The sequence below is a fragment of the Mucilaginibacter daejeonensis genome (assembly GCF_020783335.1).
In the GTDB taxonomy this organism is placed as follows: Bacteria; Bacteroidota; Bacteroidia; order Sphingobacteriales; family Sphingobacteriaceae; genus Mucilaginibacter; species Mucilaginibacter daejeonensis.
Window position 1 is genome coordinate 4,258,257 of sequence record NZ_CP086068.1, and the last position, 19,207, is coordinate 4,277,463.

Genomic DNA, 19,207 nt, shown 5'->3' on the forward strand with positions numbered 1-19,207 from the left:
GCAAGTCGTGAACTAACGGTTCAAAAAGTTCACTTCAAAGCAAGCCTCTAAGGCGGCGGTTTCGGTACGTAAGCGGCTCTCCCCTAAAGTTATGGGTTCGAAACCATTTTTCAAAGCATCAGCTATTTCCTTTTCGGTAAAATCACCTTCAGGACCGATCAGGATCAGGCAACGACCCTTAGGTACCAACCTGGAAGCCAAACTCACCTTATCTTTGCCAGGTAAGCAGTGCGCAATGAACTTTTGCCCCTCGAAAGGCTGATCGATCAACTTGGTGAACGGCTGGACCGCATTAAGCTGCGGATGATAGGCCTTGAGTGATTGCTTTACGGCAGAGGTGATGATCTTATCCAAACGTTCGGCCTTGGCCTCTTTACGCTCGGAACGCTGACATAGCAGCAATGAAATCTCGTCGATACCGATCTCAGTAGCCTTTTCCAGGAACCACTCGATACGCTCGATATTCTTGGTAGGTGCCACCGCTATATGCAGGTAGTGGCCACGCTTGCAATATTCCTGTTTCGTATCAGTAATGACCAGTAAGGTCTTTTTGGGGTGCGAGTCAAGGATGCTGGCTGTGTATAGCCCTCCGCGGCCGTCCACAAGGGTAAGGCTATCGCCTTGTTGCAGTCGCAATACGCGGATCGCATGCTTGCTTTCTTCTTCGGTAAGGGTGTAGTGGGTAGCGCCGGTAGCAATGTCGGGCGTATAGAAAATTTGCATAAGCGTTGCGGCTTAATGTAAATTGGTCATGTCCTCTTCGTTGAGCAATACCTCAAGCTTGACCGACTCAACGTTCTGTTCTGATTTACGCAAAACGGTGATGTTGTAACCGTTGGCCTCATGCTGTTCGCCAACTTCAGGTATCTTGCCAAATATATCGCTCACCCAACCCGATACGGTATCAAAGTCGCCGTCCTCAGGCAGGTCATGCGGTAAGCTTTCGTTCACGTCATAGATAGAGGCCACGGCATTGACGATGAACTCACGCTCATTCACCTTCTCAACGATCGGTTTTTCCTCGTCATACTCATCCTGTATCTCACCCACCAATTCCTCAACGATGTCTTCCAGCGTCACCATACCGGCCGTACCACCGAACTCGTCCAGCACGATCGCTATCTGTATGCGCTTTTGCTGTAACTCAGCCATCAGATCATTGATCTTTTTGGTCTCTGGGATGAAGTATGGCTTACGGATGATATCCTTCAGTTCGAACTCTTCTTTGCGCGCTAATAGTGGCAGAATATCCTTTGCATGTACTATACCAATGATCTTGTCTACCGTATCGTCATACACAGGCATGCGCGAGTAACCTTCGGTCACCAGGCAATCGAGGAGCTCTTCGGCAGTTGAGTCGATATCGATGCCCGATATCTTGGTGCGTGGCACCATGATGTTCTTGACCACACGCTCGTTAAAATCAAAAACGTTCTTGATCAGCTCATGCTCGTTTGAGTCAAGTGCACCACTCTCTTTACCTTGCTCCAGCAGGTATTGCAGCTCCTCTGACGAGTGATGTGACTCTTCTCCATGGACTACATTAACGCCGAAAAGGCCTAAAATGAAGTTGGCAAAGTTGTTCAGCAACCAGATGAAAGGTCTGAACACTATAAAAAAGAAACGTAGGGGATACGATACTGCCATGGCCGTACGTACCGAGCGTTGGATGGCCAGCGTTTTAGGCGCCAACTCACCAAATACGATGTGTAGTACAGTGATAGTGATAAAGGCCACGATGTGGGTAATGGTGATGACCACCTGTGAGGTGATCGCTACGCCAAAAAGCAGGAACAGACGCATCACCAGGGTGGTGACCACCTCTTCCCCTATCACACCTAATGCAAGGGAAGCGATAGTGATACCCAGCTGTGTGGCAGCCAGGTATCCATCTAAATTGTGCATAATGCCCCGGGCAATTTTGGCCATACTACTGCCGGCCTTGGCCTGCAACTCGATCTGCGAACCCCGAACCCGCACGATGGCAAATTCGGCGGCCACGAAGAAGCCGTTAAGCAGCACCAAAAAAATGGTTAGGAATATGTGAAAACCGTTTATATCTAAGTCGGGGCCCATGTATGTTATTGTTGGTACTCAGGGAAAGTGGACTTATACAGTTCCAAACTTTCTTCGATCACTTTAAGCGCGTATGGTTTACCCATCAGGTGCTCAATGGTAACATTCTTACCTTCCAGTTTCTTGTAATCCTGGAAAAAGCGAACGATCTCTTTCATGGCATGCGGAGGTAACTCATTAAGATCGTTAATATAGTTCACCGACATGTCGTTCTTGGCCACAGCAATGATCTTATCGTCCTGCTCACCGTTATCTACCATGTGCATCACACCGATCACCTTAGCTTCGATAAGCGACATCGGGAACACGTCCACCGAGCAAAGTACCAATATATCCAAAGGATCTTTATCATCGCAGTAAGTTTGCGGGATAAAGCCGTAGTTGGCCGGATACATTACTGAGGAGAATAACACGCGGTCTAATTTCAACAGACCTGAATCTTTATCTATCTCGTATTTTGCTTTAGAACCTTTTGGGATCTCGATGATGGCATTCACCACCTCGGGTAAATTCTCTCCCGGGTTGACCTGATGCCATGGATGTTGTGTGCTCATGTAAAGTTTTATGAATAATTAAATATAAATTACTGTTCGTTCGTTTTGTTTGCGATCAGCTTCCTTTTAAAAAAGGCAATGATCAGCGGTATGCTCGTTATCACGATCAGTCCGATAACAATATACTGTAAATAATCCTTAAGTTGTGGGTAACGCCTTCCTAAAAAATATCCTGTGAGGGTTAGCGTCATTACCCACGCCATACTGCCTACTATATTATAAATAGTGAATTTTTTCAGGTCAACCTTTACAACTCCAGCAAAGATAGGGGCAAATGTCCTGATTATTGGGAAAAATCTACCCAATATCAATGCCATGCCACCATACTTTTGGTAGAACTCCTGTGCCGCTTCTACGTAACGCTTTTTAAAAAAGATACTCTCCTTTCTTGTCTCCATCAAAGGGCCGGTACGGTAACCGAACCAATAACCGGTGTAGTTGCCCAGTACTCCGGCCGCGATCAATGATAGAACAAGCGTAATTACAGGGATATCGAGCAGACCAGTGGCGCATAAAAGGCCCGCCATGAACAGGAGATAATCACCGGGAAGGAAGAATCCGAAGAAAAGTCCGGTCTCGGCATACACGACCACAAGTAATAAGTAAAAGCCTCCTTTACTGATTATGGCCTGCGAGTCCGTTAGGTTCTGTAGATGTTCCCAGAAGTTTTCCATTCAGAATATTTGTAAAGCTACAAATATTAACCATACAAACTATAGCCTATTTATGTTGCGAAAGGAGCTGGCTTAATTGCGCATACCGGCTCAGATCAGGTTAGTGATGAAGGCCGGATAGATGCCGATCACCAGGGTAGCAACGGCAGAAATGGCCAATACCACCTTATAATAAGCAGGTACGGTAAGCTCATCATGCTCCGCCGAACGGAAATACATGACAATGATCACCCTGAAATAATAGTATATACTGATGATGGCATTGATCACCGCAATGATCACCAACCAGATCTGGAAACGAGCCATAGCACCCGAGAACATCAGGAATTTACCCATAAAACCGGCGGTAAGCGGGATACCCGCTAATGATAACATGGCTATGGTAAGCACTGCCGCCAGGAACGGGTTACGTTTACCCAGCCCGTTGAAGCACTCAAAGCTATCACTACCTAATTGCTGTTGCACCAGGATAAGCACTCCGAACGCAGCTATAGAAGCGATGGAATAAGCAGTAGCATATACGAAGATGGCATTGCTTGACACCGCGCTTAGCGCCACGATAGCGAACAGCAGGTAGCCGGCGTGCGATATACTGGAGAAAGCCAGCATACGCTTAAAGCTATGCTGATATAGAGCAGTAAGATTACCCACGAACAAGGTCAGGATGGTGATCACCAGCAAGGTCGGCATCCAGAAATCGGCCAGTGGGCCAAAGCTTACTGCGAACAAACGCAGGAAAGCGGCAAAGCCAGCGGTCTTGACCACGGTAGACATGAATGCGGTGATCAGTGTAGGTGAACCTTCGTATACGTCAGGCGTCCAGAAGTGGAACGGCGCAGCACCCACCTTGAAGCATAGGCCCACGATCATGAGGATGATACCCGTGTGGAACAATGGGTCGATACCACGCGGATGAGCCAGTGCCCAGTCGCGGATGCCTTCCAGCTTAAAGGTACCGGTAGCACCGTAGATCAGCGCTACACCGAATAACAAGAAACCTGTTGAGAAAGCTCCCATCAAGAAGTATTTTAATGAGGCCTCGTTAGAAGCGAAGTTCTTTTTATCGATACCGGCCAGGATGTACAAACTTACCGACATGATCTCAATACCGATGAACAGCATGGTGAGGTTGTAGTAAGATACCATCACGATGATACCGGCCAATGAGAACAGGATAATAGACAGATACTCGGCCACGTGCATACTGATTCGCTCAAAGTATCCTTTTGATAGCATGAGGATCAGTAAAGTAGAGAATATGGCGGTCACCGAAAATGCGATCGAAAAGTTATCGAACAGCATCATATCATGGTATATAGGGAACGCACCACTGTTCCATTGCTTAACAGCAGCAGCCATAGCCAGTATCAACCCAACGATAGTTGCTGGCAGTAATGCTTTTTGCGCTTTGAACAAGCCCAGGTAAAGCAGCACGATCGGCAGTATGGCTATAATAATTAAGGTGGTCATCTTTATATCAAAATACTTTTCTTAAAACTAATCTTTTTCCTCGCGGCTGGGGCGTTACATGCCCGGCGTTGGCCTGGCATGTAACAACTCCGTGCTGATCTTGCCGTTCACTTCATTCATCAGTACGTTAACCGCCTGTTCAGACAAATGCATTAGCGGCTGCGGATAAACACCGATCACGATCACCAGCACGCAGATCACGCCCAGTATAAGCTTTTCGCTCATGGTGATATCGGTAATAGTGGCAGTAAGGGTATTGGTGCTTCCCTGCATCACGTTCTTGTAGTAGCGCAGCATGTATACCGCACCCAGAATGATGGTCAAACCCGCAACAATGCCCATCCACATATTATAGCGGTAAACACCGTTCAACAGCAAGAACTCACCAATGAAACCGTTAGTAAGCGGCAAACCTACCGAACCCAATACGATGATCAGGAACGCGATAGCCAAATGCGGTGCTACTTTGGCAATTCCCCCCAGATCGGTAACGTTGCGGGTGTTCAACTGGCGTTGAATGATATCGATGATGAAGAAGATACCAACCACTTCTAAACCGTGGTTGAACATCTGGATCATGGCACCTTGTAAGCCTTGCATGTTCCATGCTAACAAACCGGCAGCGATCAGGCCCACGTGAGCGATAGATGAATAAGCGATCAAACGTTTACCATCGGTTTGCTTGAAGGCTATGATGGATGCATATACGATACCTGCTATGGCCAGCCATAAAGGGTTGTTCTGGTATTCATAAAAGCCGATCGGCGCTACCGGGATCATCCAGCGGATGGCACCATAGATACCCATCTTCAACATGATACCCGATAACAACATGGTACCCGCGGCAGGTGCCTCGGTGTAGGTGTCGGGCTGCCAGGTATGCAGCGGAAATATCGGCATCTTGATCGCAAAGGCCAGCAGGAACGCCGCAAACACCCAGCTTTGTTGTTTAACGGTAAGATTAAGCGCGTAGAACTTGTGTATATCGAAGGTACGGTCAGGCGTTTGCTGGTAGAGATAAAGGATAGCCAACAGCATGAACAATGAACCGGCGAACGTGTAGATGAAGAACTTAAGCGTTACTTTGATACGGTTCTCGCCGCCCCACATACCACAAATGAAGTAGATCGGGATCAGCGCCACCTCCCATCCCACATAGAACAGGAACGCGTCAAAAGCAGTGAACACCAACAACAGGCCGAACTGCATGAACAAGATCAATGCATAGAACACAGAAGGGTTCTTGTATTCGTGCTTGAACGTAGTACCTATGATGAGCGGCACCAATACGACCGTTAACAATATCGGGATGATATTGATACCGTCGATAGCGGCCGTAAAGTAAATACCCATTTTAGGCATCCAGGCCACATCGGTCACGAATTGCAGGTTGGCATCGGATTTAAATTGCGAAAGGAAATACAAGCCTAAGGCCAACTCGGCCAAGCCAAACAACAGGGCAACGTTCTTTACTGCGTTACCTTTGATGAACAAAAGCGCAATGGCTGCCAGCAGGGGAAGAAATATCAATAAACTAACCGTCATGGTATGTGCAGTAAACGCTGTTATATCTTTATCAAACTATAAATAAGCACGGCAATAACGCCGATCACCATCATGAATAAATACAGACCTACGTTACCGCTTTGCAGTAAACGTAAACCCTTGCCACCCTCGATTGGGGCCTGGCCGATACCGTTCACCAAGCCATCGATACCCTTCTTGTCGATCACCTTGTAGAAGAAGGTCGACAGGAAGTCGAGTGGTTTGCGAATGATGGTATCGTATATCTCGTCGATGTAGAATTTATTGTAAGATAGTTTGACCAGCGCTGGGCGTTCTTCTGAGTCAGCGACCGGTATATCAGCTTGCTTCACGTATTTAATGTAAGCATACACCAGTGCGACCAATGCGCCACCCACCGATACGATCATCAGCATGCGCTCAGTATTTACCGCCACGAACATTTTGCCGGTGTGCACTGCTGAGCCTTCCAGCACTGGTTCTAACCAATGCTCCAACCAGTGGTGGCCGCCCAATGCTTCAGGCACACCCATAAAACCACCTATGGTAGACAGGATAGCCAATACGATCAGTGGAATGGTCATGCTTGCAGGCGACTCATGCAAGTGATGCTCTTGCTCATGCGTGCCGCGGAACTTGCCCCAAAAGGTCAGGTACATTAAACGGAACATATAGAATGAAGTGAACATGGCGCCTAACACACCCAACACATACAGGATAGGGCTGTGCATATAGGTGTGCGCCAGGATCTCGTCTTTACTAAAGAAACCTGCGAACGGTGGGATACCGGCAATAGCCAGCGTACCGATCAGCATGGTGATGAAGGTGACAGGTAGTTTGCCTTTCAGGCCGCCCATGTTGCGCATGTCCTGCTCACCGCTAACGGCATGGATCACCGAACCGGCACCCAGGAACAATAGTGCTTTAAAGAAAGCATGCGTAAGCACGTGGAAGAAAGCACCGGTGTAGGCACCAACACCCAACGCCAGGAACATATAACCCAACTGCGAAACGGTAGAATAAGCCAATACCTTTTTGATATCGGTTTGCGTAAGGGCGATCAGTGCTGCCAGCAGTATGGTAGCCAAACCAATGATCGCGATGATATGCTGTGTGGCCGGGGCCAGGGTGAACAATACGTTAGAACGGGCGATCATGTAGATACCTGCGGTAACCATGGTAGCTGCGTGGATCAACGCCGATACCGGTGTCGGACCAGCCATCGCATCAGGCAACCAGGTGAACAGTGGTATCTGTGCGGATTTACCGGTAGCACCCACGAACAACAGGATAGTGATCAGCACTAAGGTCGTGTCGCCGCTGTGCATTTTAGCAGCTTTGGCAAATACGTCGGCATAAGTGATGCTGCCGAAGGTCTTCATGATGATGAACACAGCGATCAGGAAGCCGAGGTCACCTATACGGTTCATCACGAACGCTTTTTTAGCGGCATCGGCATAGCTTGGATTACTATACCAGAAACCGATAAGCAGGTAAGAGCACAGGCCCACGCCCTCCCAGCCAATGAACATCACGATATAGTTGCTACCTAATACCAGCAGTAGCATGAAGAATACGAATAGATTTAAATAAGCGAAGAACTTACCAAAGCCTTCATCATGGCTCATGTAGCCGATCGAATATAAATGGATAAGAAAACCGATACCGGTGATGATGAGCAGCATGATCGAGCTCAACTGATCAACCATAAAAGCGAACGGGATATGCAGGTCGCCAACCTTTACCCAATCGAACAGGGTAACGTTAATGGCTTGGTGAGTGTCCTTGATCTGCATGAAAGCGCCAACGCTCAGGGCGAACGATACCAACACCATCAGGCTGGCAATGCCACCGATCAGTGCTTTAGGTAAGGTATTGCGGCCAATTCCGTTGATCACGAAACCTGCTAAAGGCAGTACAGGAATAAGCCATAAATATTTCTCCATATTAGTATATCTGAACCGGAATTTTAAGAATTTATCTAATTGACAGAATTTCGGTCTGTATCTTACTTGTCTATCTTTTATTGTTCGTCAGCACATTTGCATATCCACGCATCTGCACATCAGACGCTACCACTTCAATCGGTTCAAAATGTTGACGTCGATCGAGTTGGTATTGCGGTGGATCATCACGATGATGGCCAAACCAATGGCGATCTCGGCGGCGGCCAGCGCCATAATGAAGAACACGAAAACCTGCCCATTAGGGTCATTGCCATACACCGAGAAAACAGTGAGCAAAAGGTTAACGGCGTTGAGCATCAACTCTACCGACATGAACACCACAATGGCGTTACGACGGATCAGTACGCCTACTACTCCTATAGCAAATATGATAGCGCTTAACAGAATGTAATGGTTAAGCGGAACTACCTTTATACCTTCAATAAAACTTTCCATTAAACAGTAGCTTTAGGTTTTTCATCCTTGGTGGCCAATAACACAGCGCCCACCATGGCCGATAGCAGCAGGATGGACGATACTTCAAATGGCAATAAGAACTCGTTGAATAACACCTTACCCAGGTTTTGCACTGAGCCCAGGTTCACGTCTTTAAGCAGCACCGGGTTCGACTTGGCGGTCATTTTCACAGCGGCCACCAGCGTTACCAGTAACGCTCCGCCACCGATCACACCGGCAAGCTTTACATAAATGCCCTTGCTGGGTTCAGTATCCTTGTTGAGGTTGAGCATCATCATCACAAAAAGGAACAACACCAGGATGGCCCCCATATATACGATGAAGTTCACGATAGCCAGGAATTGCGCGTTAAGAATGATGTAATGAATGGTGAACGTAAAAAAGGTAAGCACCAGGTACAATACACTGTGCACCGGGTTCTTGGCAAAGATCACCAGCAGTGCGAACAGGATCGACAGGAAGGCAATGAAGTAAAATATACTCATACGGCTTAAAAACGGCTTTACTTTCACGGCTTTGGTCAGCGGCCGTAAAAGTAAATTCTTTTTGTTATTGGTTCAAAGGCGGCTCAACTAATTTGTCTTTGCCGTATATAAAATCTTTACGTAAAAAGTCGGTCGGTACAATATCGCCGTCAAGATATATGGCCTCTTTAGGGCAGGCTTCCTCACAAAGGCCGCAAAAGATGCAGCGTAGCATATTGATCTCGTAAACGGCCGCATACTTCTCTTCACGATAAAGATGCTCTTCGCCTTTCTGGCGCTCGGAAGCGGTCATGGTGATCGCTTCGGCCGGACATGATAATGCACACAGGCCGCAGGCGGTGCAACGCTCTTTACCATTCTCATCGCGTTTAAGCGAGTGCATACCACGGTAGTTCTCCGAGAACTCACGCTTTTCGTCAGGATAGCGCACGGTCACATCACCACCGGCGAACACGTTCTTCACAAAGTGTTTCATGGTGATGCTCAGGCCTTGTGCAATGGCCGGTAAGTAGGCCTTCTCCCAAAAATTAAGGGGTTTGGCTTCTAATAACTTTCGCTTTTTACTTAAAGGTTCCATATATGGGTTAAGCAAAGTAGTGTTGATATATTGTAGAGATAACGCCGGTCAACACGATGTTGGCAATGGCCAATGGAATCAGTGTCTTCCAGCCTAAGTGCATCAGCTGATCATAACGAAAACGCGGGATGGTCCAGCGGATCCACATGAAGAAGAAGATGAACGCGAATATTTTAGCGAACAATACCACCACACCAATAATAGGCGCAATGGTAGGACCCGCATGAGCAGCCACCCAGTCCATACCCGGATAGTTGTAGCCACCCCAGTATAGCGTAGCCATAACAGCCGATGATACGAACATGTTGATATACTCGGCGAACAGGTAAAAACCCAGTTTCATAGAAGAGTATTCGGTGTGATAGCCACCTACCAGTTCGGTCTCACACTCGGGGAGGTCGAACGGGCTACGGTTGGTCTCGGCAAAAGCGCATACCATAAAGATCAGGAAGCCAAGCGGCTGGTACAAAACGTTCCAGTGCCAGCCATGCTGCTGGGCAGCGATCTCTTTCAGGCTAAGGGTCTGCGTAAGCATCAACAGGGCGATGATAGACAGGCCCATCGATATCTCGTAGCTGATGCTTTGCGAAGCTGCACGGATAGCACCCAGCAATGAATATTTATTGTTAGATGCCCAGCCACCGATCATGATGCCGTATACACCTAATGACACCACACCGAAAATGTAGAGGATACCCACGTTGATGTCGGTCACCTGCAGATCGATCAGGCGGTCGCCGATCTTCATTTGCGGCCCCCAGGGGATCACCGCAGAGCCGATACAAGCGGTCATGATCGCTAATGAAGGACCTACCACGAACAAAAAGCCGCTGGCTCTTGTCGGGATGATCTCTTCTTTCATGAACATCTTGGCACCATCGGCCAAAGGCTGTAATATACCGAACGGACCGGCGCGGTTAGGGCCTACCCTATCTTGAAAAAAGGCGGCCACTTTACGTTCGGCATAAGTAGAGTACATGGCTACTACCAGGCTAATGGCAAAGATCGCCACCACCAATATTAGCTTAATGATAAGATCAGTAGTTTCCATTACAGTCGTGTCTCCCGTTCAAATTGTTCTTTATTAGCCTCCTGTAATACCAGGTTAGGTTTTACTACAGGCAGCGGCTTCAATGTATCGTAGTGGTTAGCGCTGATCACCGAGGTATTGGCGATCTTACGCGGACCTTCGATCACCCAATCGGCGGTCTTCTTTTTATCAAAGCGGCAGGTGTTGCAAATAAATTCTTCCACCTCACCATATTGATCTTTACGGGCAGTTACCCTGATCACATCCTCGCCTTTATACCATAAGGTCACCTTACCATTGCATTTCTCGTGCTCGCAATCGCGGTGGGCATCAACTGGTTTGGTGAACCATACACGGTTCTTGAAGCGGAAGGTCTTATCGGTCAACGCACCAACAGGGCATACATCGATCACGTTACCTGAAAAGTCGTTGTCCACTGCTTTGTGTATGTAGGTAGATATCTCGGCATGATCGCCACGGTTCAATACACCATGTACGCGTTGCTCGGTGATCTGATCGGCCGTGAACACGCAACGGTAACAAAGTATGCAGCGCGTCATGTGGAGTTGGATCTTGTCACCTATATCGATACGCTCGAACGTACGACGATCAAATTCGTAACGGGTCTTGGCAGCACCGTGTTCAAAACCCAGATCTTGCAGGTGGCATTCGCCAGCCTGGTCACATACCGGGCAATCAAGCGGGTGATTGATGAGCAGCATCTCTACCACTCCTTTACGGGCCTCGATCACCTCAGGCGAGGTGATATTTTGAACCTCCATACCGTCCATCACTGCGGTGCGGCATGAGGCTACCAGCTTAGGCATTGGGCGAGGGTCCTTTTCAGAGCCCTTGCTCACCTTTACCAGGCAGGTGCGGCATTTACCACCGCTGCCCTCAAGCTTTGAGTAATAACACATTGCCGGTGGCACGATATCGCCTCCTATTTGCCTTGCGGCATTCAGGATGCTGGTGCCAGGCTCAACATCAATACTAATTCCGTCAATAGTTACTTTAACCATTATTAACTTTATTTCTAACAAAAGCGAGGTAATCGCCGTTGATGATCTCTTTATGCTTAGGCTTTAGGGCATCCTGATAAAGGTATACCCAACACCTGATCCGCTCATTATCTGATGACCTCACCATCATTTTTCTGCGGATGTACTCGCTGCCTTCATATTCATCCAGCTCAGCAAATACCCGTTGTGGTTCGGTCACCCGGTATATCTCTCCGTACACCTCGTACCCGTTAGGGTCCTCTATTAAACCGGGATAACTTCCCAGATCGTAAAGCCTGCCTTTTACAAGGCCGGATCCACTGTGCTGCAGATATGGAGCCAATGGCCTTATTACCTCATGGTCAAAGTGTTTGAGCAAGGTACCGTACACAAATAAACATTCCATTCAATGCCTCCCTATGTAAGGTACCTTGTTCATCAGCCTTATAGCTGATATTCTTTAACTATGGGTTGGCCTTGCGCATCCTTACCCATCTCAATATCGATCTTTGCGCCTTTCAGTATGGGCGAGTCCTGTAAGATGCCGGTCAGTGACCTGACCATCAACTCCGGATCGTGCGAGCTCATGTAAAAGATCGCCAGATTGTTATCCTCGTCCAACTCGTAGCTATCGTACTCACCTATACGCCGGTGAGTAAGCGTTTCATCTATATTTTCTTGCAACTGATCTAAATAGTCAAAGTCCTCTACCTTGTAGTTGAACTTAATGATCACATCGTGGTTCTCTGCCATTTTTTCAATAAGTATCGTTATGTGTTAATAAATATAACGCAACTTACTATCAATCAGTATTGTTTTTAGCATTTAATGCTATGCCTCAACCTTGACTAAAGGGTCTGCATAATGAGCCAGACCAAAGTTACCGGCAACTGCTGCCGAGGGGTTGGTCACATGCCATTCGAACTCATCCCTGAAGTGACGGATCGCGCTGGCCACCGGCCACGCTGCCGCATCACCCAACGGACAGATCGTATTTCCTTCTATCTTTTTCGATACATCTACCAGCAGGTCCATATCGCTCAGTTTGCCATGACCATGCTCCAACCGGTGCAGTACCTTCTCCATCCAGCCGGTACCCTCACGGCAAGGCGAACATTGTCCGCAGCTTTCGTGGTGATAGAAACGGGTGAAGTTCCAGGTGTTACGAACGATGCACTGGTCCTCGTCAAAAGCGATAAAGCCGCCTGAACCCATCATGGTACCGGTAGCAAAACCACCTTCTGACAAACCTTCGTAGCTCATTACACGGGCATCGCCAGCAGCTGTTTTCAGGATCAGGTTAGCAGGCAATATCGGCACTGATGAACCACCGGCAACTACCGCCTTTAAGCGCTTGCCGTTAGCTATACCACCGCAATACTCGTCCGAATAGATGAACTCCTCTACAGGCACACCCAATTCGATCTCGTAAACGCCTGGTTTTTTCAGGTTACCACCTGCCGAAATCAGTTTGGTACCGGTACTACGGCCGATACCGATCTTAGCATACTCATCGCCACCATCACGAATGATCGGCACGGTAGCCGCGATAGACTCTACGTTGTTGACCACCGTAGGACAACCATACAGACCCGCGATAGCCGGGAACGGTGGTTTGATGCGTGGATTACCACGTTTACCTTCCAACGATTCGATCAGTGCGGTCTCTTCGCCGCAGATGTAAGCACCACCACCTGGTTGTACATACAACTCCAGGTCGTAACCGGTGCCTAAAATGTCTTTGCCTAACAAACCTGCATTACGGGCCTCGGCAATGGCTCTTTCCAGTATACGAATCTGAGGCATCATTTCGCCACGTACGTAGATGTACGAGGTTTTTGCGCCCAGTGCATAACTGGCTATGATCATACCCTCGATCAGTAAGTGAGGGATGTGGGTCATTAAATAACGGTCCTTGAAGGTACCGGGTTCCGACTCATCAGCATTGCAAACCAGGTAACGTGGCACACCTTCGGGCTTGGCCAAAAAGCTCCACTTCATACCTGTAGGGAAACCTGCACCACCACGACCACGCAAACCCGACTTCTTTACCTCTTCTACCACTTCATCAGGGGTAAGGGTCTTCAATGCTTTTTGCATCGAATCGTAGCCGCCTTTTGACCGGTATACCTCAAGGGTATTAATACCGGGTATGTTGATATGTTCGAGTAATAATTTGCGTGCCATTAGTTGTTCTCCTTTGCTTTAAGGTCGCTGATCAGCTGATCTACCGACTCAGGAGTCAGGTTCTCATAAAAAGTATATTCAGGACCGATCTGCAGCACAGGGCCAAAACCACATGCGGCCAGGCACTCTACCCCACGCCAGCTGAACATACCGTCGGCGGTAACTTCGCCTTCTTTAACGCCCAGCTTTTGCTCAATGTGATCCATGATCTTTTCGGCACCTACCAGGCAGCAAGGGCCGGTACGGCAAACCTCAAGCATATATTTGCCTTGAGGTTTTAAAAAGTACATGGTATAAAAGGTAGCTACCTCATAAACCTCAATGGGTTCGATCTTCAGGTATTCGGCCACCTTGTCCATTGCAGGAGCGCTCACCCAACCGAACTCGGCCTGTACAGCGTGCAACGCAGGCAACAAGGCCGATTTTTGTTTTCCTTCAGGATAGCGGCTTACAAAGTCGGCAAATTGAGCCAATAACGCCGGTGAGAACTCTACCGGCTCATGGGTAACATTCTCTACTCTAAGCATCTAACTCTCCGGCTATAACGTTCAAACTACTCATGTTAATAATGGCATCTGATAGCAGCATCCCACGGCTCATATCAGCATACATACTGTAATTGATAAAGCTTGGCCTGCGGAAGTGCAAACGGTAAGGCGACCTGCCACCATCATTCACCAGGTAAAAGCCCAACTCGCCGTTGGCACCTTCAACTGAATGATATACCTCTCCTACCGGTGTATCGATCTCGCCCATCACGATCTTGAAGTGATAGATGAGCGCTTCCATATTGTTGTACACTTCCTCTTTGGGAGGCAGGTAGAACTCAGGAACATCCGCGTGGAATATGGTCGGGTCTTCTTTTTCTATTTTATCTAAAGCCTGCTGTATCATACGCATGCTTTGTTTCATTTCTTCGTTACGTACCAGGAAACGGTCATAAACGTCGCCTGTGGTGCCTACCGGTACCTCAAAATCGAACTCTTCGTATGAGCAGTATGGGTTCATGGCGCGTACATCGTAATCAACACCGGCAGCACGCAGCAACGGGCCGCTCCAGCTGTAATCCAACGCGGTCTCGATACTTACCGGCGCTACGCCTTTGGTACGGTCGATGAAGATACGGTTACGGTTAAATAACGATTCGAACTCGGCCAGTACCTTAGGGAACTCGGCCAGGAACTTCTTGATCTTGGCAAAAGCTATCTCATTGAAGTTACGCTCAAAACCACCGATGCGACCAATGTTGGTGGTCAAACGTGATCCGCAAACTTCTTCGTATATCTCGTAAATGGCCTCACGGTATTCCATCATGTAAAGGAACCCGGTAAAGGCGCCGGTATCAACACCCAATACACCGTTGCAAATGATGTGATCGGCTATACGTGATAACTCCATCACGATGATGCGCAGGTAATCTACCCTTTTCGGGGTCTGTATCTTTAACAGCTTCTCTACCGTCATGTGCCAGCCCATATTATTGATCGGGGCCGAGCAATAGTTCAAACGGTCAGTAAGCGGGGTGATCTGGTAAAAAGGGCGGTGTTCGGCGATCTTTTCGAACGCGCGGTGTATATAACCAATGGTAGATACGCCACTCACGATACGCTCGCCGTCCAGCTGCAATACGTTCTGGAACACACCGTGCGTGGCCGGGTGGGTTGGCCCAAGGTTAAGGGTGGATAACTCGCTTTGCAGGTTGATATCCGTATTGCTGTTAGTATTTAACGAAGGAAAATTCTGCATGGGTTATCTTCCAAAATAAAAATCTTTCTTGTCTACCCGGTTAGGATCTTCTAGCGGGTATTCCTTTCGCATCGGGAACACGGTCATGTCATCCACGTTGAGGATACGCACCAGATTGGGATGGCCTTCAAAGTTCACCCCAAAAAAGTCATAGGTCTCACGCTCCATCCAGTTAGCACCATTCCAAAGCACGGTAGCTGTAGGGATACGCTCATCACCGGCAGGCAGGAATACCTTGATGCGGATGCGGACATTGTGAACGAGGCTATGAACATGGTAGATCACGCCGATCGGGCTCTCCTTTTCAGGATACTGGATAGCAGTGATATCGGTCAGGTAAATGAACTGCAATGCTGCATCTGTTTTAATGTAGCGCAGCAGATCAATGATGGTATCACGATCGGTATGCACGGTCAGCACGCCGTACTCATCGGCCTGAGGCTGTATAGCCTGGCCAAACTTGCCGGTCAGGTTCTCAAGTAATATATCGTTGTTCAATGCAGCCATTACTGGATACCGTATTTAGCTAATAATGCCTGATACTCCGGCGTGTTACGACGACGCAGCGACTCAGTTTGTACAAGTTTTTGAATATTCATGAAGCCATCAATGATCGCTTCGGGGCGCGGTGGGCAACCCGGAACATAAACATCCACCGGAATGATCTCATCGATACCCTGAAGCACTGAATAGGTATCAAATATACCACCGCTTGATGCACAGGCACCAACGGCCATTACCCAGCGGGGCTCAGCCATTTGCAGATACACCTGACGAAGTACCGGTGCCATTTTTTTGGAGATCGTACCCATCACCATCAATAGGTCAGCCTGCCGAGGCGAAAAGCTCAAACGCTCGGCACCGAAACGCGAAAGGTCATAGTTAGAACCCATGGTGGCCATGAACTCGATACCGCAGCACGATGTTGCGAAGGGCAACGGCCACAACGAGTGTGAGCGAGCCAACCCTATAGCTTTATCTAAAGAGGTAGCAAAAAATCCTGAACCCTCAACGCCCGGGGGGGCGTTCACTATCTGAACTTCACTCATTGATACAATTGGCTAAATTCCACCTAAAGTGGATGGCTGCAAATTTATTATAATTAACGTGAGTTGCGATAGTGTATGATGTACAACATAGTATTTAGAAACAGTCTAAACAACTTATTGTCAGCGTTTAAAAGGGCTTTTAGGATACGAAAAAGCCCGTTCTGCAAATGCGGAACGGGCTTTCTAATCGGTCTTTAATATCTCGTATGCTACGTGATGAGCGTAGGCTTGTTAATTCCAGTCTAATGCACCCTTTTTAAGCACGTAAATGAAGCCGGCCAGCAGTGTGGCCATAAAGATGAACATCTCGATCAGGCCTTCGGTACCCATGGTCTTGAAGTTTACGGCCCAAGGATACATGAAGATCACCTCTACGTCGAACAGTACGAACAGTATAGCTACTAGGAAATACTTGATCGATACCGGTGTACGGGCATTACCCACCACCTCGATACCTGACTCGAAAGGGGTAAGCTTATCGGCCGTTTGGCGCTTAGGACCTAACCTGTGCGTAAAGAACATGGTAGTGACCACGAACCCTACGGCCACCAGCATTTGGATGATGATCGGCAGATAATTGATAGGTAAACTTTGTGCTTCCATTTGGCAAATATAACGCCGTGATACTTAATAACAAAAAAGGCCGCATAAAATGCGGCCTTTTATAAATTCGTTGATATTATTTACCTTTTCCTTTAGCTGGAGTGGTCTTCTTTTGGAAGAAGAAAGCGGCCTGTTTGTTAGCAGGGTCGTACTCTCTTGCTTTGGTAAAGTTCTCAGTAGCTAAGGCCATATCTTTAGCGGCATACTGATAGTAGGTACCCAGGTAAGCATATGCTTCGCCCAAACCTTTTTTATCAGCATCTTTTACCGGCTGTGTGGCAGTGGCTATCTGAATGTATTTCTCGTAGAATGGCTTAGCAAGACCTTGGCTGGTTTCGCGGCTTGGCTCTTTCAGGTCATTCACACGGGCACGGTATAAAGCTACCGCAGCGTTAGGGGTCGATACTTTCGATTCCACATAAGCGAAAGCTGAATCGGCTTTGGTCAACAATCCCATGTCAGGCGCAGGACCTTTTTTGTTGGCAGCAGCAGTATACTGATCGGTATAACCAAAGTAGTAGCTGGTACCCATAGCTAAGTAGTCGTTCAGCGTTAATTGCTTACGGGTCTTAGCTATGTATTTAGCATAAGCATCACCTGCCTGAACGTACTTTTGTTTACCATAGTAAGCTTTAGCGATATCGCCATAAAGATCTACTTGTGTGCTGTCCAGCTCGATAGCTTTTTGCATGGTGATCAAACCTACCGAATCCTGACCTGGAGTGTTCAGTTGCAAACGGCCTAAGTACAGGTAATCATAAGGGATGATACGTTTAGGGTCGGCTTTGGTCATCCAGGTGTTCAAAGCAGTTAGACCGTTAGCATAATCTTTGGTCTCATAACCGGCATAGCCTAAGTAACGATATACACGCAGGTTCACGTTTGGAAGTTTAGACAAAGCGGTAGCTTCGGCTTGCAGCTCCTTAAATTTACCGGCTTGGTATAAAAAGTCGGCATAACGTAAACGTGATTCTACTGAGTTATCGGTCAGGCTCAGGAACTTGCTGTATTTCTCAACTGCTTCGTTCACTTTAGCCGATGCTTGTTGAGGAACTTTTTGTGCCCAACGAATGTCGGTCTCAGCCCACTCACGGTAAGCAGGTCCATAGTTAGGATCGATAGCTAAAGCAGCTTTGAACTCGTTCTCTGACTCTTCCCAGTTCTGCGCCTGACGCCAAACCACACCAGTGGCCACTTTAGCGTGAGCAGCTTTAGGGTTGATGTTCAAAGCGTCGGTGTAAGCTTTAACCGCTTCAGTGTTCTTTAACTGGGTACGGTAAGCATCACCCAGGGCGATGAATAGGTCAGGATCTTTAGCGTTAACGGCTATACCTTTGTTCAACACGGCAATGGCCGAGTTGCCATCAGGATTGGGGCCCAGCAAATAGCTCAAGCCTACGTACTCATATGGTTTGCTATCCTTACCTGCCAAAGTGATGGCTTGGGTAAAGTTAGACTGTGCGCCTGCGGCGTCTTTATTTAAACGGGCAACTGCACCTAAACCGGCATAGTTCAAACCTGATTTAGGATTTACCGCTATACCTTTATCAAAGGCAGCTTTTGCCGAGTCGATATACTCTTGCTCCAAATACACCCAGCCCAAATAGAAAAAATTCTCATCCTTTGTGGCTTGTGTGGTGGTGAGGTTTTTAAGCATCGACTTGGCTTTCTGGTATTGTTCGGCGTCAATGGCTTTCTTGGCGTCGGCAAGACTTTGCGCAAAAACTGATGAACCTATAAATACCAGGCCAAGGGCTGCGGTTCCCGCTACTTTACTCATCGTATTCTTCATGGCTTAATTTTATAGT

The 19,207-nt window shown here is 47.8% G+C and carries 21 protein-coding genes; all 21 read right to left on the reverse strand.

The genetic code is table 11. The features are described 5' to 3' along the window. Positions 1-12: 12 nt before the first annotated feature. Positions 13-723: a 16S rRNA (uracil(1498)-N(3))-methyltransferase gene (locus LLH06_RS18200; RefSeq protein WP_228170716.1), complete on the reverse strand. Its 711-nt coding sequence runs from the start codon at positions 721-723 to the stop codon at positions 13-15. Between the two features lie 12 nt (positions 724-735). Next, positions 736-2,076, reverse strand: a complete 1,341-nt coding sequence (locus tag LLH06_RS18205; RefSeq protein WP_228170717.1) for a hemolysin family protein — start codon at positions 2,074-2,076, stop codon at positions 736-738. 5 nt (positions 2,077-2,081) lie between these two features. Beyond that, complete coding sequence (locus LLH06_RS18210; RefSeq protein WP_228170718.1) at positions 2,082-2,630, reverse strand: inorganic diphosphatase; 549 nt, start codon at positions 2,628-2,630, stop codon at positions 2,082-2,084. A 29-nt stretch (positions 2,631-2,659) separates the two neighbouring features. Continuing rightward, positions 2,660-3,304: a DedA family protein gene (locus tag LLH06_RS18215; RefSeq protein ID WP_228170719.1), complete on the reverse strand. Its 645-nt coding sequence runs from the start codon at positions 3,302-3,304 to the stop codon at positions 2,660-2,662. A 90-nt stretch (positions 3,305-3,394) separates the two neighbouring features. Next, positions 3,395-4,774 carry an NADH-quinone oxidoreductase subunit N gene (locus LLH06_RS18220; RefSeq protein ID WP_228170720.1) on the reverse strand — a complete coding sequence of 460 codons (1,380 nt, stop codon included), beginning with the start codon at positions 4,772-4,774 and terminating at the stop codon, positions 3,395-3,397. Between the two features lie 54 nt (positions 4,775-4,828). After that, a complete protein-coding gene (locus LLH06_RS18225; protein WP_228170721.1) occupies positions 4,829-6,319 on the reverse strand; it encodes a complex I subunit 4 family protein in 1,491 nt (496 codons plus the stop codon). A gap of 20 nt (positions 6,320-6,339) precedes the next feature. Beyond that, positions 6,340-8,244, reverse strand: coding sequence for an NADH-quinone oxidoreductase subunit L (gene nuoL, locus LLH06_RS18230; RefSeq protein ID WP_228170722.1), 1,905 nt, complete (start codon positions 8,242-8,244; stop codon positions 6,340-6,342). Positions 8,245-8,370: 126 nt separating this feature from the next. Beyond that, positions 8,371-8,700: an NADH-quinone oxidoreductase subunit NuoK gene (gene nuoK / locus LLH06_RS18235; protein ID WP_228170723.1), complete on the reverse strand. Its 330-nt coding sequence runs from the start codon at positions 8,698-8,700 to the stop codon at positions 8,371-8,373. Beyond that, positions 8,700-9,206, reverse strand: a complete 507-nt coding sequence (locus LLH06_RS18240; protein ID WP_228170724.1) for an NADH-quinone oxidoreductase subunit J family protein — start codon at positions 9,204-9,206, stop codon at positions 8,700-8,702. Before LLH06_RS18240 ends, nuoK begins: the two co-directional genes overlap by 1 nt. A 64-nt stretch (positions 9,207-9,270) precedes the next feature. Next, complete coding sequence (locus LLH06_RS18245; RefSeq protein ID WP_228170725.1) at positions 9,271-9,783, reverse strand: NuoI/complex I 23 kDa subunit family protein; 513 nt, start codon at positions 9,781-9,783, stop codon at positions 9,271-9,273. Positions 9,784-9,790: 7 nt separating this feature from the next. Next, positions 9,791-10,834 (reverse strand): NADH-quinone oxidoreductase subunit NuoH, encoded by a 1,044-nt coding sequence (gene nuoH, locus LLH06_RS18250; RefSeq protein WP_228170726.1) that lies wholly within the window; start codon positions 10,832-10,834, stop codon positions 9,791-9,793. Continuing rightward, positions 10,834-11,835 (reverse strand): 2Fe-2S iron-sulfur cluster-binding protein, encoded by a 1,002-nt coding sequence (locus LLH06_RS18255; RefSeq protein WP_228170727.1) that lies wholly within the window; start codon positions 11,833-11,835, stop codon positions 10,834-10,836. The genes nuoH and LLH06_RS18255 overlap by 1 nt, the downstream gene beginning before the upstream one ends. Further along, complete coding sequence (locus LLH06_RS18260; protein WP_228170728.1) at positions 11,828-12,220, reverse strand: gamma-glutamylcyclotransferase family protein; 393 nt, start codon at positions 12,218-12,220, stop codon at positions 11,828-11,830. Before LLH06_RS18260 ends, LLH06_RS18255 begins: the two co-directional genes overlap by 8 nt. 38 nt (positions 12,221-12,258) lie before the next feature. Continuing rightward, entirely contained in the window at positions 12,259-12,567 is a 309-nt protein-coding gene (locus tag LLH06_RS18265; protein ID WP_228170729.1) for a hypothetical protein, read from the reverse strand. Positions 12,568-12,645: 78 nt separating this feature from the next. Continuing rightward, positions 12,646-14,001, reverse strand: a complete 1,356-nt coding sequence (nuoF, locus tag LLH06_RS18270) for an NADH-quinone oxidoreductase subunit NuoF (protein ID WP_228170730.1) — start codon at positions 13,999-14,001, stop codon at positions 12,646-12,648. After that, positions 14,001-14,528, reverse strand: a complete 528-nt coding sequence (locus LLH06_RS18275; RefSeq protein ID WP_228170731.1) for an NADH-quinone oxidoreductase subunit NuoE family protein — start codon at positions 14,526-14,528, stop codon at positions 14,001-14,003. Before LLH06_RS18275 ends, nuoF begins: the two co-directional genes overlap by 1 nt. Beyond that, on the reverse strand, positions 14,521-15,747 hold the full coding sequence (locus tag LLH06_RS18280) for an NADH-quinone oxidoreductase subunit D (RefSeq protein WP_228170732.1): 1,227 nt from the start codon (positions 15,745-15,747) through the stop codon (positions 14,521-14,523). The genes LLH06_RS18275 and LLH06_RS18280 overlap by 8 nt, the downstream gene beginning before the upstream one ends. A 3-nt stretch (positions 15,748-15,750) precedes the next feature. Then, positions 15,751-16,254 (reverse strand): NADH-quinone oxidoreductase subunit C, encoded by a 504-nt coding sequence (locus LLH06_RS18285; protein ID WP_228170733.1) that lies wholly within the window; start codon positions 16,252-16,254, stop codon positions 15,751-15,753. Then, complete coding sequence (locus LLH06_RS18290; protein ID WP_228170734.1) at positions 16,254-16,796, reverse strand: NADH-quinone oxidoreductase subunit B; 543 nt, start codon at positions 16,794-16,796, stop codon at positions 16,254-16,256. Before LLH06_RS18290 ends, LLH06_RS18285 begins: the two co-directional genes overlap by 1 nt. Before the next feature lie 231 nt (positions 16,797-17,027). Further along, entirely contained in the window at positions 17,028-17,399 is a 372-nt protein-coding gene (locus LLH06_RS18295) for an NADH-quinone oxidoreductase subunit A (RefSeq protein ID WP_228170735.1), read from the reverse strand. 76 nt (positions 17,400-17,475) lie between these two features. Further along, entirely contained in the window at positions 17,476-19,191 is a 1,716-nt protein-coding gene (locus LLH06_RS18300; protein ID WP_228170736.1) for a tetratricopeptide repeat protein, read from the reverse strand. Positions 19,192-19,207 lie beyond the last annotated feature (16 nt).